Annotated in this window: 16 protein-coding genes and 1 pseudogene; 1 reads left to right on the top strand and 16 read right to left on the bottom strand. The window is 40.2% G+C overall.

Going from position 1 to position 14,990, the window contains the following annotated elements:
- Positions 1 to 130 (top strand): annotated as a pseudogene (locus BFP75_RS22295) (IS256 family transposase); the annotation flags it as partial.
- Positions 131 to 197: 67 nt separating this feature from the next.
- On the opposite strand, the gene BFP75_RS05280 reads toward BFP75_RS22295, so the two are convergent.
- The 16 genes from BFP75_RS05280 to BFP75_RS05360 form a co-directional block, all read right to left on the bottom strand.
- Positions 198 to 725: an STM3941 family protein gene (locus BFP75_RS05280; protein ID WP_099544014.1), complete on the bottom strand. Its 528-nt coding sequence runs from the start codon at positions 723 to 725 to the stop codon at positions 198 to 200.
- A gap of 13 nt (positions 726 to 738) precedes the next feature.
- Positions 739 to 1,518, bottom strand: a complete 780-nt coding sequence (locus tag BFP75_RS05285; protein ID WP_099544016.1) for a DUF4348 domain-containing protein — start codon at positions 1,516 to 1,518, stop codon at positions 739 to 741.
- 283 nt (positions 1,519 to 1,801) lie between these two features.
- A complete protein-coding gene (locus tag BFP75_RS05295; protein WP_099544019.1) occupies positions 1,802 to 2,275 on the bottom strand; it encodes a hypothetical protein in 474 nt (157 codons plus the stop codon).
- Positions 2,276 to 2,287: 12 nt separating this feature from the next.
- Positions 2,288 to 2,770: a hypothetical protein gene (locus tag BFP75_RS05300; protein ID WP_123803326.1), complete on the bottom strand. Its 483-nt coding sequence runs from the start codon at positions 2,768 to 2,770 to the stop codon at positions 2,288 to 2,290.
- Positions 2,771 to 2,779: 9 nt separating this feature from the next.
- Positions 2,780 to 3,745 (bottom strand): hypothetical protein, encoded by a 966-nt coding sequence (locus BFP75_RS05305; RefSeq protein ID WP_099544023.1) that lies wholly within the window; start codon positions 3,743 to 3,745, stop codon positions 2,780 to 2,782.
- 4 nt (positions 3,746 to 3,749) lie between these two features.
- The gene (locus BFP75_RS05310; protein ID WP_099544025.1) at positions 3,750 to 4,691 is read right to left on the bottom strand and encodes a sugar kinase; all 942 of its coding nucleotides are present in this window, start codon (positions 4,689 to 4,691) and stop codon (positions 3,750 to 3,752) included.
- A complete protein-coding gene (locus BFP75_RS05315) occupies positions 4,691 to 5,710 on the bottom strand; it encodes an SPFH domain-containing protein (RefSeq protein ID WP_099544027.1) in 1,020 nt (339 codons plus the stop codon). Before BFP75_RS05315 ends, BFP75_RS05310 begins: the two co-directional genes overlap by 1 nt.
- A gap of 16 nt (positions 5,711 to 5,726) precedes the next feature.
- A complete protein-coding gene (locus BFP75_RS05320) occupies positions 5,727 to 6,518 on the bottom strand; it encodes a DUF4349 domain-containing protein (RefSeq protein ID WP_099544029.1) in 792 nt (263 codons plus the stop codon).
- Between the two features lie 31 nt (positions 6,519 to 6,549).
- Positions 6,550 to 7,143, bottom strand: coding sequence for a hypothetical protein (locus BFP75_RS05325; protein ID WP_099544031.1), 594 nt, complete (start codon positions 7,141 to 7,143; stop codon positions 6,550 to 6,552).
- Between the two features lie 40 nt (positions 7,144 to 7,183).
- Positions 7,184 to 8,104, bottom strand: coding sequence for a hypothetical protein (locus tag BFP75_RS05330; RefSeq protein ID WP_123803328.1), 921 nt, complete (start codon positions 8,102 to 8,104; stop codon positions 7,184 to 7,186).
- Between the two features lie 19 nt (positions 8,105 to 8,123).
- Complete coding sequence (locus tag BFP75_RS05335) at positions 8,124 to 8,393, bottom strand: DUF3303 domain-containing protein (RefSeq protein ID WP_099544035.1); 270 nt, start codon at positions 8,391 to 8,393, stop codon at positions 8,124 to 8,126.
- Positions 8,394 to 8,418: 25 nt separating this feature from the next.
- On the bottom strand, positions 8,419 to 10,860 hold the full coding sequence (locus BFP75_RS05340; protein ID WP_099544037.1) for an ABC transporter permease: 2,442 nt from the start codon (positions 10,858 to 10,860) through the stop codon (positions 8,419 to 8,421).
- 134 nt (positions 10,861 to 10,994) lie between these two features.
- Positions 10,995 to 13,142: a hypothetical protein gene (locus BFP75_RS05345; RefSeq protein WP_099544038.1), complete on the bottom strand. Its 2,148-nt coding sequence runs from the start codon at positions 13,140 to 13,142 to the stop codon at positions 10,995 to 10,997.
- Between the two features lie 81 nt (positions 13,143 to 13,223).
- The gene (locus BFP75_RS05350; protein WP_099544040.1) at positions 13,224 to 13,790 is read right to left on the bottom strand and encodes a collagen-like protein; all 567 of its coding nucleotides are present in this window, start codon (positions 13,788 to 13,790) and stop codon (positions 13,224 to 13,226) included.
- 18 nt (positions 13,791 to 13,808) lie between these two features.
- Entirely contained in the window at positions 13,809 to 14,369 is a 561-nt protein-coding gene (locus BFP75_RS05355; protein WP_099544042.1) for a hypothetical protein, read from the bottom strand.
- A 27-nt stretch (positions 14,370 to 14,396) separates the two neighbouring features.
- Positions 14,397 to 14,972, bottom strand: coding sequence for a hypothetical protein (locus BFP75_RS05360; RefSeq protein WP_123803331.1), 576 nt, complete (start codon positions 14,970 to 14,972; stop codon positions 14,397 to 14,399).
- Between the last annotated feature and the right edge of the window lie 18 nt (positions 14,973 to 14,990).

Raw genomic sequence — 14,990 nt, forward strand, 5'->3', positions numbered from 1 at the left:
CGATGCGGTGATGAAATCCGTATATTTGGCAACAAGGGAGGCCACCAAGAAGTGGTCCATGCCCATCAGGAACTGGGGCATAATTTTAAACCAGTTCCTTACAATCTATGAAAAAAGGGTCAGACTTTAGATAAAAGTCCAACCCTCGTTATTTTTAACTTACACACTTGGTGGGATAGTGTCTTTTTTACCAAACATTATGGTCTATAACTGTTTAACAATTCTATTTTTTCTGCTGTTTCTGCCTTCGCTATTTTGATTATAAGTCGGGTCAAGTTATGTTCATCAAAATTTTTAATTTGGCCTAAATAAATATTCATTTCTTGCGCACCAATAGCCTCATTGAGCTTCACCGCGCTTTTGTATAGCATACTTCTGTTTTGAGATGGTTTGAATTGCTTATCAATGACGAGGCAAATGAATTTCTGGCCAGCTATTACCGTTGGATAGGCACCTTCAATCAACTCCCAAACAATATAGTTTCTATTGGCACTTCTGGCGTATATACCAATTTCATTGATAATCAAATTTGGTCTGTTGTCCAATAAGTTTACGACTCCCATAATGAAACTAAAACCAAAGATTACGATTGTGCTCCAAGCCAAAGTGGGTTTTTTTGCAATGAAGTAAACCCCAATTATGATAAATGGGACGCTTGTCAGCATAAGCAAGAGCGCTTTTTTCTTTGAATTGTAGAAGCGTATTTCGGGCATATCGTTGGTCATTTTTTAGGTTCGCCTATGTTGAATAGTCTTCTATCTTTATTAGTTCCCATTGCTTTTGCAGACGTTTAAATGTGTATTTTATATGCACACCATTGGCAATGCCCCTTAAAAAAAGGGGGCGATAATCTGAGTTTTCATTTTGGTTGAGTGTAAACAATTCTTTCAGTGATTTATCCAAGTTGATGTATTTCCAAGTGTCAACTGAAAATGTATCCTTCAAGGTTTCGTAGTCGTTCTTGTAGTCGAGATGAAAATAGGGAAGGGGAAATCTGATGTTTTCCTTTTGAAAAATCGAATCTAGGGTAAAGTTGTTTAGAAAGACAAAAAACTCATAATCACTGTTCTCAGAGATGTAGGACTTATAGTTCTTATCTAAGTGCCAATCTTCGGGTGCAGGATTAAAAGAAAGATTTTGAATAGTTAAAGTTTCAAATGAGACAATCGATACATTTATAGGTTCTTCACCGAAATCCGTTTCAAAATAATCTAGGGTATCAGATTGAAGTAGGGAGTGAAACCCCTTTTCTTTAGAAAAGGACCGAGGTATCCAATGCTCTTTTGTTCTGCTGGTTTTTTGGTGCATCCGAGCAGGGAAACTTACATGCTCTTTTTGGAAAGCACTGTCTGACATAAAATGGATGAAAAAATCCATGAAATTCCTTTTATCTTTTTGAACATTGATGGAAGAATCCGCATTGGAAGTTCCATTGGAAATTGTGGTTTGAATCTTTTTGGATTTCGATTGACAACCAAGTAAGAAAATTGCCATTAGAAATATTCCTAATTTTTTCATTTTTGTTTTTTTAGTTTCGACCAGTCGTTGATTACAATTACCAGGAACACTAAAAAGATAATTCCAGCAATAGGAAAGGTGATAAACAAGTACCAAGGCATGCTCATCCAGTAACAGTTGCCCTCGTGGCAAGGTTCTCCAGTTTTGAGTTCGGATATGTAAGCTCCAATTAGCCCAATTAAAATTGGGCTTATGGCAAATAGCCCTATAATCAATAGGCCAACAGGAATTCGCCACATATGTTTTTTTTGTTTGATCAATAAAGCACTCATATAGTTTAAATTCAATTTAATTGGTCCCCAAAATCGAACGGGGTATTTCTCTTTTTTAATTGCTCCAAGCTTTTTAAAATATCATCATGGCCATTGTTCAATAGTTCACGGTAGGCTAAATCAAGGTTATCCCAGTGGTATTTTAATAGGCCTCGATATAAATAATAGGTAATGGTCAATTCTATTTTCTTAATAATATTTCTTTTTTGTAATGATTTTTTTATGTTTTTGATTAGGTCGGCTTCCTTGAAATAATCCCATTCACTTGCTATGCTTGTTAGGTTAGGATACAGTACCGGGAATACTTCATTTCTATTGATTTCCTTTATTTCCATCAAGGTATAGGGACTCAAAACAGCATAGAAAGCAATGTCCAGATAATCGCTCTTTTGAAGTTGTGTATCCAAATAAAAAAGGGATAGAGCAACCCAAATCGGTTTTCGCTTTGCGATGTCCAGAGTATCATACATTTTGTCAAATTTCATCGCAAATATTTATTATTGTGAGCCGTCTCGTTTTTGTCTACTAAACCTATTTTTTACAACTTTAAAAACCCCTTTTTCTTCTTTCCAGAGTTTTAGGATGCCCATGGTTTTGATATCAGTATCGCTTGTTAAATCATTATACCTCTTCTCTAATCTTTTCCATTTGCCATTCAGCTTCCAGTGGGAAGCCCAATAGGAGGTCGTGAGCATGGTATTAATAAGTCTATTTCTTTTCTCCTGTGATTCAATTATTCTTTTGATTAAATATTCTTCATTTAAATTGTTCCAAGACCCTATTGCTCCGAACAGGTTAGGAAAAAGTACAGGGAAGACTTCCTTTTTATTGATTTGTTGTACCTCCTCAAAGTTGTATGGGCTTACTAAAATTTGAAACGCAATATTTATATAGTCCGATTCCCTTAATTCTGAGTCCAAGTACAAATGGGACAACACTATCCAAATAGGTCTTCTAAAAGTTATGTTGAGTTGTTTCATAGTATCTGGTTAACCAGGATCTTCACTTCGATATTCTAGTTTTACGATCAGCTTTTGCTCATTGAAATAAATCTTTAGATAGTCTGATTCCCCGCCCCCCACAATATAGAAAATATGCATTTCCATTTGTCGATAATCGGCCATTTCATAGCGATTCCATCCTTTGGTTAATTGTTTTAGATTAAATGGAAAGTCATAGCTGCTTCGCTCTTTCCGTTCACATTCGCCCCAACCATAACCATCATTGTTTAAGGGAATTTCAATGGTCCTGTCGATTTGCTCGGATGTTACATCTTCTAGACGTCCCATAGTTATCCCTTCACAGCGGTCATCTTTGTAATAAACTAACGTCCATGTATCATTAAAAAAGGAACTTAAATTCCCGCTGTCCCTTAGTTTTTTTAGAAATCGTTCGGCATTTTTACCATATGGGTTTTCTCTTCTTAGTACTCCCATTGGTGAGTTAATCATTTTTTGTAGTTCATGTGCGGCTGCAAAAGACATTAGCTCTAGGGCGAGCTCCACTTTTTCATTCAATTGATTTTTCCCTTTTTCGGTCAAGCTCCACATCACGTTTTCACCATTGATTTCCTTTTGTGCTTCTGAAATGAACTCGTATAAAAAGGTGGTGCCTTGTGCACCCATACCCTTCAGTAGTTCTAGTCTACCTATTGAAAATTTCACCTCATAAGATGAAATTTCGGAACGTTCAAGATGAAGTGCTTTTTCATAGTTGTCCCTGGCATCGATATAATGTTTATTTTTCTCGAGCTTTAAGCCCCTATACCAAAAGTCATAGTATAGGCTATCGCCTTCGCATCCATTGTTTAGGCATGCTTTGTATTGCTCTTCCACTGATTTAAAATCAAAATCAAATGCCTTTTCTAAAATTTTGGTGCTTGGGTTTACTTGCGGTAGTGCAGCAGTAGTAACAAGAAAAAATAGGCTGTATATGTTCGCAATGCCGTTTTTCATTGTTTTATGATGATGAAGTTGTATTTCTATTCAGTACCAAAACAGCCTTTTCTTCTGCAAGTCCTATCTCTGCGGTAGAACCACTATTAAACTCCAAAAAATCAGATTCTATTCCATCGCTAAATATGATACCATTAGAGGGCATCAATGATTCTATAAAAAGCTTAGTGGAATTTTGGATTTCCCCAGCTGTGATGCCTATTTTGCTGCGTATGCTTTTAAAAGGTTCTCGCACCGCAAATAGTAGCTGATTACTTTTTATTGCAGGTCTTTTCAACTCCAAGTCCTCATGAAGCAAATGGGTTAGGCCAAAAGCCATATTAAACAGGGAACTTAACCAACCAGTGGCTCCTGCCGCTGTGGAAATTATAATACCACTGGAAGATTGTTCTTCCTTTTGGTTTTTATAGGAAATGATATAACGTGCCGAAGTATGGGATGAAGGGCCAATGAAAAGATCGCTGAAGGCCAATAGCCGTTGCCCGTCATTTAGTTTTGCTTCCGCAAATTGTAAGATGTTCGCATAAAGTTTGTCTTCAAATACGGAAAAAACACCCTCTATGAAATTGTCAACATCAAAAGGAAGCAACACGCCATCATAGCGATTTTTATCGGGGTTTATAGCGATTATTGGTAAACCCTTTGAATACTTGGCGGTGTTGGCCACAAGACCATCCTGGCCCACGACTACAATGATGTTTTTTTCTGAAAAAATATAGGAGGGCAAAAATTCCCGCTCCACAATTTTGCACTTGATGACTTTTGACAGATTTGTTTGTACACCATCCAAAACACGGTGAAACGTATCGTGCTCAAGCTCATAATCCCTAAAATCTCCGCTAAGGCTCTCAATGTAAAACTTTGCTTGCGCCTTTGTGTTGAAGCGGGCTATTAAACCTTCAAGACGGGTTTTGTTTTTAACGATTATGGCGTACTCGGGGTCCATTAGCTCTTTTCTTTTGGTGTATTTAAAAGTGAATCCAACAAATCTGGACTGATGTTTAGGTTTCCAATTTTGTCCGCATTCTCTGCCAATTCCCTAAAGGCTAATGCAATATTCATTTTAGGATCTATATTGTTTTTAATGGCCGTTAACAATTTCCAGTCAAGTTCTTGGTAGGGTTTTAATTTGGTTTCCAAAACATAGCCTTGGGTTTCGGCCTCTTTTCTGTCATTTGTTGATTTTAATGTGATAAATTCTTCACGCTGTTTTTCTACCGCTATATCTGCACCAAGGTTCATTTCCCTAAGCTTTTTATCGTTTTCGGCTTTCAAGACATCAGATTCCATTTTCTTTTGTACGATCTGCTTGTGTTTTTCTTCTACGGCTATTTCGGTATTCAGTTCAGATTCTTTGATGATGCGTTCTTGCTCTACAGCGAAATTTCGTCGTTCATAGATGGCCTGATCGGCCTCTTGTTGCAGTTTTTCCCTGGTCTCTGTTTCCAATGCTTTCCGCATGTCGGGCGTGGGCCGTACTCCAGAAACGTTGACACCTGTAATTTGAATGCCTATTTTGCCAAGGGCTTCTGCAGATTGTAATCCTGAGGCTATAGTGGTCTCAATGTCTTTGGCCGCATGAATGGCGGTTTTCATATCGGTGCTGAGTATAAAGGCCGATATCGATGACCGTGCCATATTGATGATGCGTTGGTTCAGTTTTTCCAAGTCATTTTTTTTGTGCTTGCCTTCTTTATCCACCGTAAAATCAAATATATCTGCCAGTTTCCTTGGGTCTTCAATATGATAGCTCACTTCACCTTGTATGGATACGGTCTGATAGTCCTTTGTGGTTTCGGGGAAAATAAAGGGGAGATCATTGCTTCCCATCGGTATGGCCACAATAGAACTTTTTGGTTCGTAATAAAAGAAAGAGAGTCCTCTACCTTCTTTTCTGACCTTTCCATTTTTGTAGTGCAAAACGTAGGTCATCGCATCAAATTTTATATGTTTTATTCCAAGCATTGTTTCGTTTTTTAGTTCAATGTGATTTCTTTAATTTGTTTCTATACCATCTGATTCCTAGTAGTAGTCCCACCACAACTAAAATGAACGGCCAAATGTTCGTCAGGAAGACAAAAAACCAAATCAGATTGTCCCAACCGTTCTTAAAACTATTTTGGAATTTTTGTCCGAATGCTGTTTTATTGGGAATTCTTTCATAAAAGGTCGTGGTCAGGGTAGCGAACGCCACTTGGTTTTGCAAATAATTGAGTCGCCCTTCAATGGATTCTATCTCTGTCCTTAAGAGACCGATCTGTTTTTCGATCTCTACAATTTCAATGACGTTTTTTGCTTGTTTTAAAAGAACCAAATAGCGGGTTTCCAGTTCCTTCTTTGTTTTAAGTCTCGTTTCTACGTCTAGAAACTCTTCGGTAACGTTTTTTGTGTTGATGCTTTTCCGTTCCAATTTTTCAACCCCTTTGATGGCATCGGTAAGAAAATTATCAAAATCATCCACTGGTATGCGAATAACGAGGGTATTGCTCTTGCGATCTAAGGATTTGGATTCTTGGTCAGAGGACACATTGGCTTTGTATTGGTCAACCGTTTTAAAAATCGTTTTTCTGGCGGTGTTTATATCATCTGTTTCAAACGTGATATGGCCTTCTTTGATCAATTTTCGTTCTACAATCCCATTTATGTCTGGTTCGTCCGTAGAAGGCGCTTTTGCTTGCGCTGCCATTTCCATCATAGCGCTTTCAGGGCTTTTGGCACAGGCTATGACCGTTAATAGGATGAACAAGCCAAAATAATACTTTACGTTTTTCATTACTCTTTTTTATAGTTTAATCAGTACTTTTTTAGCTGCTACAATCCGAGGTGACTCTATCAATTATGGTTAAATACCATCTTTTACTAATTCGTGTTAGGTAAAAGATAAACTTACCTTCAGTACTGTCACACACCACAATTCTATGACTGTTCTTTTCCAGATTCTCAAAGGATTTTATTTCTTTTTCAGAAATATTCCCATCCATATATGTATTTAAGTTTTTTGCTGTTTCAGAAAGCAAGTGACTCGTTTTGGTGGTGTCACAGAACATTCCAATTTTGGTCCATTCCAAAGCCGAACAATCATAGGTCGGCAAACTCTCAAAGGATAAATTTAAATCTGTAGAGAAGTCGTAGTATGGAAAATAGTCTGGAACAGGAGTTTCAAAATCAATGGTTGAGGTCTTTTGGTATTGATCAAAAATTCCGAACCTAAATAGTACGATGACTCCCTGTTCTTTAGATACAAAACTGCTCACGGCCGATTGGTTCTTTTCCTTGAAAGCAGTAACTAATCCTATAATCGCACTTTCAAGATTATCCGGCGGTAACTGGGCAGAACAGGCCAAGAGCGAAAGTCCCATTATAAGTGATAACTGATATTTGATTTTTTGTTTTTTCATTTTCGGTCACATCATATAGTCTACTTTTATACTGAAGGGACTAGTCATACATATTCATCATCCTGAAAATTTTCAGCGATCCATTGGGTTCTCTTTTCCAAAGCCTAAGGTTTTTGCTCGTACTTATTCCAGAATTGAAGTCATCCCTCCAACTTTCAATGGCCGAGCCATATTCAAGCACGTGGTTCTTCAATTCAACTATTCTATCCGTTCTAACATCCAGTTCTTCAAATAGCGGTTCTTCTTTTTGCAGTTCTACCAAATACTCTTCAATGGCTTCGGATCCTTTTGCAATAGGGCTGAAACCCCCAATGAGCATTGCATCTTTTGAATAGAACATTGACCATCGCTTGGTATCCCCTTCCATAATCACCTTCTCCATAAGGCAGTTTAAGGCCTCTATCTCCAAGCTTATATTATCGTTAACCAAAATATGAGGTTCTAGCGCCATTCGCACGGAAGGCACATCTTTGAATCTAAGTTTGTCCCCAAAGTCAACCCAATTGTCATAGTTCCAGGCTTCCGTTACAAGCTCATAATCGTCTTTTTTTGTTAACTCCCAAACCCGTTGGTATTTGCCATTTAATTGATGCTCGTCTTCATTATCAGATATACCTATTAAAAAGCTTCCGAATTCTACTAGGTGTGTTCCGAGGTCCAAAATTTCTATTTGCTCACTGCTATAGTTGTCAACATTAAATCGCTCAAAAAATGATTTATAGTAAAGGGCAGTAGGAATCAATCCTAAAACCGTTTCCTGGAACTCAGGCATTAACCGAACGTTCTCCCCATACCGGTCCTGTACAAGCCCAAAGTTCCCTTGCTGGTACATGGCCTCATAATCTTTCCGGAATTTATCCAGGAATTCCACTAACTGTTTGCTTGGTGCGATGTCCCCTTGGGAATAACCACTGTTGCTAAATAGCAGTGAGAGCAGGGCCATGACGATTACTTTTTTCATAAATGCTTTTAACTGTTTTTTATCCTTGCAATGCTCTTTTCTTTGCTTCCTCAGAAGATATTACCGGAATCACTTCGAACTCACAGAATTCTTTCCATTGGCTCATCCAGGCTTTGAGCTGTTCATGAGATTCACTTTCCATGACCTGATAACAAGTGCTCATCCCCTCATCTACCCAACTATTGATATAAGTTACCCCTTCTGGAAGTTGACGGCCGCGAACCTCCAACCTCTGGTATAGTTTTTTTACCTTGTAGCGATAATATCTCTCAATAATCATATAGGTCATCACATTCGTTTTAGGTTCTGTAGTATCAGTTTTGTGTATTATTTCCCAATGTTTTTGATGGATTCAATACCGCAACTTTATAGGTCTGAAAGCCGATGGTAATCAGGGCCAAGGCCATGACAAGACCCAAGGCTACTAATAAGGTCCACCAAGGGAATTCAATACGATGGCTATAATTTTCCAACCATTGCTGCATGGCAAAGAACAATAGCGGTACGCTGATCAATGTGGCCAGGGCCACTAGATAAACGAAGTCTTTGTAAAAAAGCAGTACGATCTGCCTTATAGAGGCACCAAGCACTTTTCGCATGCCAACTTCTTTGGTACGCTGGGCAGCCATAAATGCTGCTAGACCGAACAAACCGAGGATGGCAATGCAAATGGCAAAGACGGAGAAAACGCCGAAAACCTGACCGAAACGCTGTTCCTCGGCATAGAGTTTGGCAAATCGGTCATCCAGAAAATTATATTGAAGTACTGCGGTAGGAAAAAAAGCACGCCACTTCTCATTAATATAGTCTAAGGTACTGGCCATGTTTTCAGGCCGTATTTTTACCAACATATTTCCGTATCCCCAGCCACCGCCATATCCCCAATCTGAAAAATAAGCAGTTGGTTCAATGGCACTTTTCAAAGAGGTACGATTTACATCTTTTACAATGCCGATGATTTCATAGGCAATACTGCTATGGTCATTACCGTAACGTATGCGCTTACCAATGAGCGATTCATTGACCTGTAGCCCCAAATTTTCTATAAAGGCCTCATTCACAATAACCGCTTGGGCATCATCAGCGAAGTCTTTTTTGAAGTTACGTCCTGCCAGTAAGTCCATTTGGAGCAATGGGATTGTTTTTTCATCAATTCCAAGGCTGTAGAAGGTACCTTCGGTTACTTCCGTCAGCCCGATTAATTGCACTCCTGCACCCGATGAATTGATATCGGTACTGCCTCCACCCGGTAAATTGGTTAAAACAGCGGTTAAGAGTACATTGTTATTTTTTTTCAGTTCGTCCTCAAAATTAGTTGCCTTTTTCAGGGCCGATTTCCATGAATCTACTTCTAGCTCGGGCAGGCCAAAGCCAATAACCTGATTTATGTTCATTCCCTTGTCCTTGGAACACATATAATCCACTTGGGTGACGACCACCAAGGTGGCACTGATCAGTAGAATGGATATGGCAAATTGCAGCACCACAAGCCCCTTACGTAGAAAAATACCTTTTTTGGAATGCCTGAACTTCCCCTTGAGAACCGTTACGGAATCGAAGCCCGACATGAGCAGGGCCGGGTAAGCTCCTGAGATAACGGTGCCAATCAAAAAGAAGATAAAAAGGCGTTGGATAAAGAATGTATCCTTCCAAATATCCACCAATATTTCCTTGCCCACCAGATTATTGAATAACCCAGCCAATAGTACACAAAGAACATAGGCCACAAAAGCAGCAATGAAATTGATTAGAACAGATTCTAAAAAGAACTGAGTACTCAATTGCCACCGGTTCGCTCCGATTGCCTTTCGCAGCCCAATTTCTTTTGCACGGTTTATGGCCTTGGCCGTCGAGAGGTTGATATAGTTCACCCATGCAATCACTAAAATGAACAGCGAGATGATCATTAAAATTTGTACAGATCTTGCGTTGCCGTGAACTTCGGGCTCGTAGGTAAAATCAGAATATAAGTGAATACGCTCCAGAGCTTGTAAATTAAATACCAATTTGGTGTCCGCGCCGATATATTTCTTGGCAAGTTGAGATAGTTGCGGTCTTAATCTGGTTACATCAGTACCTGGTAAAAGACGTAAATAGGTGTAATAGTTGAAGCCACTCCAGCCATCTTCTTCCAAGCGCTCCTTTATGCTGACGATAGACATCAGCATCTCAAATTTATAGTGGGTGTTGGGGGCAATATCTTCAATAATGGCAGCTACATTGAATGATCTGTTAAAATCATTATGTATAAAAAGGGTTTCACCAACGGCATTTTCCTTGTTGAAATATTCAAGGGCCTTGGATTTCGTCAGGACCAGTTGATTGGGTTCCTGTAATTTAGCGGTACTTCCATACAGAACCCCATAGTCAAAAAAGTCAAGAAAGTTGTGGTCTACGCCCAAGACAAGTGGCTCTTGTAATAAGTCTGAATTATTTTTAAAAACAAGGGGACCGAATTTAAAGGTGGTAGTGTGACCTACCACCTCAGGCAGTTCTTCTTCCAAGGCTTGCCCCGAAGGATAAAAAGACATTGCGTCACGAACCCTTATTTCACCGCCAACGACTTGGTCTGATGTCAATCTGTAAATATTTTCGAAACCAGTAAACTGTTTATCGTAACTTTTTTCAAAAGTAATATAAGAGGATACCATAAGATAGGCCACAAGACCAAGTGCCAATCCGAATACGTTAATGATGGTGTAAAACTTATATTTTACAAGGTTTCTGAACGATATTTTAAAATAGTTGCGAAACATATGGATTGGTTTAAAAAATGAGATAAGGTATCAATGGCCATTGAAGAATTGTACCAATTATAAAGCTACCTCTAAAAATACCAATTAATCCAACCATAATTTTATAACATGCTGTTATTTAATATTTTACATGCTTATTCTTTTAAACCTAACCATACCACAGCATTGCGGATGATTTGTCCGTAATTACCTCCGGCTACATAATTTTCTTGTCGTTCGCCGGGCTGTAAAAACACTAATTTGCCAAAAACGCCATCGCCGTTATCATCAAAATATTTTATATGGCCCGAGGTATGTGGATTCGGTGTTCCGAATACCGTATGTGAAAAGAGGGGCATTATCTGATTGACCTCCCTACCAAAATTTGCACTGGGTTTAAATTCCATATTGGTATAAATTTCATCGTATATGGGGATGTTAGGGTAATGGGAATAGCTCGGGTTGCCGCTCTGTGAAGGAGTCGAAGTCCAATTTATAGGGCTTTCCACGGCATTCTGAAGTGTAATGCCATAGGTTGATATGAAATGTCCTAGGTTGGTTACTACCAGGTTATAATCGGTCAGGCTAGAACCTGACCATGTGGACGCCGCAGACGCTATTTCAAATAACTCGTCGGTAAGAATGGTCTTTCCGTTATCATCATATAGACCATGATGAATACCCAATAGGTTGCCTCCATTGTCCACGTATTCCAAAAGTGCATTTTGTAGGTTAGTGGTTACGCCTGTGGCCCAATGCTTGTAAAAAATGACCACATCATAAACACCCAAAAAAGCTCTGATTTCATCTACCGAATCTTCGTTATAGGGAAGCTCGTCCGTGATATTGACTTCTTCAATAACAAAATTAAAATCGTCAAAGGGTGAGCTATCCTCTAGCAAGTCTTGTAAATGGGTGTAATCTGCGGGTAGGTCATCGGGTAAGGTTCCAAAATTACAGGGAACATCATTGGTCGTTGTATTACTCACACCACAGTCTTCCGGATTAACTGGGCCACCATGAAGAATGAGGACCGAAACCGCACTTGAGAGTTCGGAAGCGTTAGGATGCGTTTCAATAATGTTCAATAGTGATCTGGCAGCATGGGCCACTGTTTGCGAATACCAATCACGGGTCGTTATAATTTTGTAATCACCAGTATTGGAACCAAAGGAGGAATGGGGGCTGGAAATGGTCACGCGATCAGAACTGCCAAAGGCCAAATCACCGGTTTCTTCACCACGGTAGTTCACATTGAGCAATTCTAGGTATTCGGCTGTCTCAGATTCCGGAAAACCCGTTGCATGACCCTCCTTTAGAATACTGTATCCCATAGCTTCCAAGCCTGGCCCCGAAGTGCCAGGGATACGCCAAAACGGAGCCAAGGAGGCACCATGGCATTGTGCAATGACCGGTTTTCCTTGTGACAGCGCATCCAAGGCCAAGGCATTCAATTTTTCTGCCGTGGCTTGTACCATTTCTGCAGGTATCATTCGATCTCCCGTACCTTGTGCTGCATATGTGCCATCAACGCGATAGTCTTGTGCCCCAGTACCTCCTACAACGACCAAGGCATCGTATGCCAACATATCGTCGACCTCTAGAATACTTCCGCTCACTTCTACAAAAGGAGGGTTTGGCAGCTCATTATAACTAGGGTCCCAAGTAGCGCCAAAGGATTCCTGAAATTGGGAAAGAAATGTGTCATGGCCTACGCTGGGTAGGGTTGTAGAAACGATGTTCCCAGATAAGGTATAGACTTCTGCGGGCTGTTCATTGGCGCTACGTACATCAACCGTATAGCCGGTAATTTCCAATGCCCTGCGCATAATGATATATTCCGAATAGTAGGCATCTTCGTGTGACAGGAACAGGAGTACATTTTTATCTGTTAGGCCGGTATCCGGTTCTGGTAAGAAACCTACGGTGACTTCGTAATCTTGTGTTGAACCGTCTTCTGCGGTGACCGTATAAACTACGGGATTCATGAAATCTTGAACTCCTTTTGGTTCATAATCGGCATTGGGTGACACTTCAATGGTCGGGGTTAGGGCTGATCGGTCAGCCCTAAAAGGAACAAAAGAGGCCACACTAAAAGTGGTCTGTTCTATATCGCCCACTACATCTTCAGTAAGCTCAGTATTGTCTTCTGCCCTAAATCCAAAACCAATAAGCACTTTATCTGAAGGTAAACTAAGCTCGTTATCGGACACAGTAGTACCATTGCCATCATCGGTATTGCATGAGTATTGGACGATTGCCATCAAACTGATCAGTAGGCATGTTAACTTGGGATGTTTCATAGTTTAAGGGTTTTATAGTAGTAAAACCTTCCCGATCCAGCCAAGGTAATCGGGAAGGGTGGCACCAACCATCAACCAACATCAATCCTTAATATTAAACAAGGTCTTTATTTCTGAGTAGGTCATTTTTGAGTAGTCTAGCTTTGCCGATTTTCCTGTGGTATCTGGGGCGCCTTCATCAATCAGTACATATCGGTAACTATCTAAAGCTGGCACAGGGGCCAATAGGGTCAAGGTCACTTGTATTGATAGTGCTCCCGGAGTATCAATTGCATAGGTATAGATTTGGCCATTACTGCTCGAAAAATAAACAGGGAGTTGATAAACCCCTCCATTATCCCTGCCGAACACTAAAATGATGCCATTGTCCATGATACCTTGGGTCAAATCAGGAGCCTCAATGGTAAAACGAGTAACCTCTTGCGTTAACGGATTGGGAAAGTCAGAGACAATCCAAGGGGAGTAGGTTACATTTTCGGTACCTTCAGGACCTTGTTGCCCAGCTTCGCCCTGAAGCCCTTGTTCGCCTTGCGGCCCAATGACCCCATCGGTCCCATCTTCTGGAGAACAGGAAACCAAGGATAGCATCAACCCTAAAACTAAGGTGATTCCTATATGGTAATACTTAAAATATGATTGTTGTTTCATCGTATGAATTCTTTTGGATTAATCCGTAATGCCCAAATGTTGGGCTACTTCTGAATAGCTCATTTTGCTAAAATCTTGTGCAGGGGCTTTACCTGTTTCCTGTTCTGTACCGGGGATGATGATATAGCGAACGCTTTCTATCAAAGGTGTTGCGGAGCTTATCTCCGCCCTGGTTACAAAAACACGAAGTTGATCGTCATCATTAACTGTATAGGAATAGACCTGTCCAGCAGCAGGCACTTCCAATGGTAATGGTATTATTTCTCCAGAAGTCAACTGAACGTAGGCCAATATGGTTCCGTTATCTTTAAGATCAGAAATAAAAAGGTCAGATTCGATATTGAAACCGGAAACACCAAATGGAAGTGGGTTTGCAAACTCTGATGGAATCCAATTGGAATAGAAAAAAGCAACGGTTCCCGTTGAACCGACCTCTCCTACTTCTCCCTGTTCGCCTTGCAGGCCTTGGGGACCATCCATGCCATCTTCCCCATCAGAACAGGCAGTGATGACCAGTAATAGCAAAATGGCGTAGAAATAGTTTTTTAAGCCATGGTATCTTTTGTGAAAATTCTTCATTATAATTTGTTTAAATTATTTCTAAGGTTAGTCTTGAATGCCAAAATAGGAGGCCACCTCTTCATAGGTCATCTTGGTAAAATCTTTGACCTCCCCTTTGCCCGAGGTTTCCGTGCCCCCTGGAATCAAAACATAACGGTATTCCTCAGCCAGTACGAAAGATGCCGTTCCTGGTGCAGGCCTATTAACGGAAATGGTCAGCTCATTGGCGGCCATTGAAAATTGATATTCTCGGACAACAAAGCCAGAGTCCAAACCAAAGGGTAATTGCCATAGGGTAAAACGTCCATCAATTTCAGTGTCCACTTTGGCAAATACCAAAACAATGCCTTCGTCAATGATGCGTGTCGTCAGCGAAGGTGCATTAACCGTAAAACTGCTGGTACCAACGGGTAAGGGGTCAGGCATCTGTGTGGGGAACCAATCCGAATAGATAACCGTACCCACCCCAGTTTCACCAATGGGGCCTTGGAGGCCCTGTTCGCCTTGCGGGCCTTGAGTACCATCTATGCCATCTTCACCGGAACAGCCGGTTAGGGCCACTAAACAACACAAGGGCAGGAGCAACAAAAAGGATAAACTATTTTTAAAATATCGTTTCATGGTATTGTTGTTTTGTAA

The sequence above is a fragment of the Maribacter sp. 4G9 genome, assembly GCF_002742265.1.
Taxonomy (GTDB): domain Bacteria; phylum Bacteroidota; class Bacteroidia; order Flavobacteriales; family Flavobacteriaceae; genus Maribacter.

Excerpts from the sequence above, each read along its gene's own strand:
- BFP75_RS05345 (WP_099544038.1), bottom strand. The coding sequence starts at position 13,142 with ATGAAACATCCCAAGTTAACATGCCTACTGATCAGTTTGATGGCAATC.
- BFP75_RS05360 (WP_123803331.1), bottom strand. The coding sequence starts at position 14,972 with ATGAAACGATATTTTAAAAATAGTTTATCCTTTTTGTTGCTCCTGCCC.
- BFP75_RS05330 (WP_123803328.1), bottom strand. The coding sequence starts at position 8,104 with ATGAAAAAAGTAATCGTCATGGCCCTGCTCTCACTGCTATTTAGCAAC.
- BFP75_RS05285 (WP_099544016.1), bottom strand. The coding sequence starts at position 1,518 with ATGAAAAAATTAGGAATATTTCTAATGGCAATTTTCTTACTTGGTTGT.
- BFP75_RS05280 (WP_099544014.1), bottom strand. The coding sequence starts at position 725 with ATGACCAACGATATGCCCGAAATACGCTTCTACAATTCAAAGAAAAAA.
- BFP75_RS05350 (WP_099544040.1), bottom strand. The coding sequence starts at position 13,790 with ATGAAACAACAATCATATTTTAAGTATTACCATATAGGAATCACCTTA.
- BFP75_RS05310 (WP_099544025.1), bottom strand. The coding sequence starts at position 4,691 with ATGGACCCCGAGTACGCCATAATCGTTAAAAACAAAACCCGTCTTGAA.
- BFP75_RS05295 (WP_099544019.1), bottom strand. The coding sequence starts at position 2,275 with ATGAAATTTGACAAAATGTATGATACTCTGGACATCGCAAAGCGAAAA.
- BFP75_RS05335 (WP_099544035.1), bottom strand. The coding sequence starts at position 8,393 with ATGACCTATATGATTATTGAGAGATATTATCGCTACAAGGTAAAAAAA.
- BFP75_RS05355 (WP_099544042.1), bottom strand. The coding sequence starts at position 14,369 with ATGAAGAATTTTCACAAAAGATACCATGGCTTAAAAAACTATTTCTAC.
- BFP75_RS05300 (WP_123803326.1), bottom strand. The coding sequence starts at position 2,770 with ATGAAACAACTCAACATAACTTTTAGAAGACCTATTTGGATAGTGTTG.
- BFP75_RS05305 (WP_099544023.1), bottom strand. The coding sequence starts at position 3,745 with ATGAAAAACGGCATTGCGAACATATACAGCCTATTTTTTCTTGTTACT.
- BFP75_RS05340 (WP_099544037.1), bottom strand. The coding sequence starts at position 10,860 with ATGTTTCGCAACTATTTTAAAATATCGTTCAGAAACCTTGTAAAATAT.
- BFP75_RS05320 (WP_099544029.1), bottom strand. The coding sequence starts at position 6,518 with ATGAAAAACGTAAAGTATTATTTTGGCTTGTTCATCCTATTAACGGTC.
- BFP75_RS05325 (WP_099544031.1), bottom strand. The coding sequence starts at position 7,143 with ATGAAAAAACAAAAAATCAAATATCAGTTATCACTTATAATGGGACTT.
- BFP75_RS05315 (WP_099544027.1), bottom strand. The coding sequence starts at position 5,710 with ATGCTTGGAATAAAACATATAAAATTTGATGCGATGACCTACGTTTTG.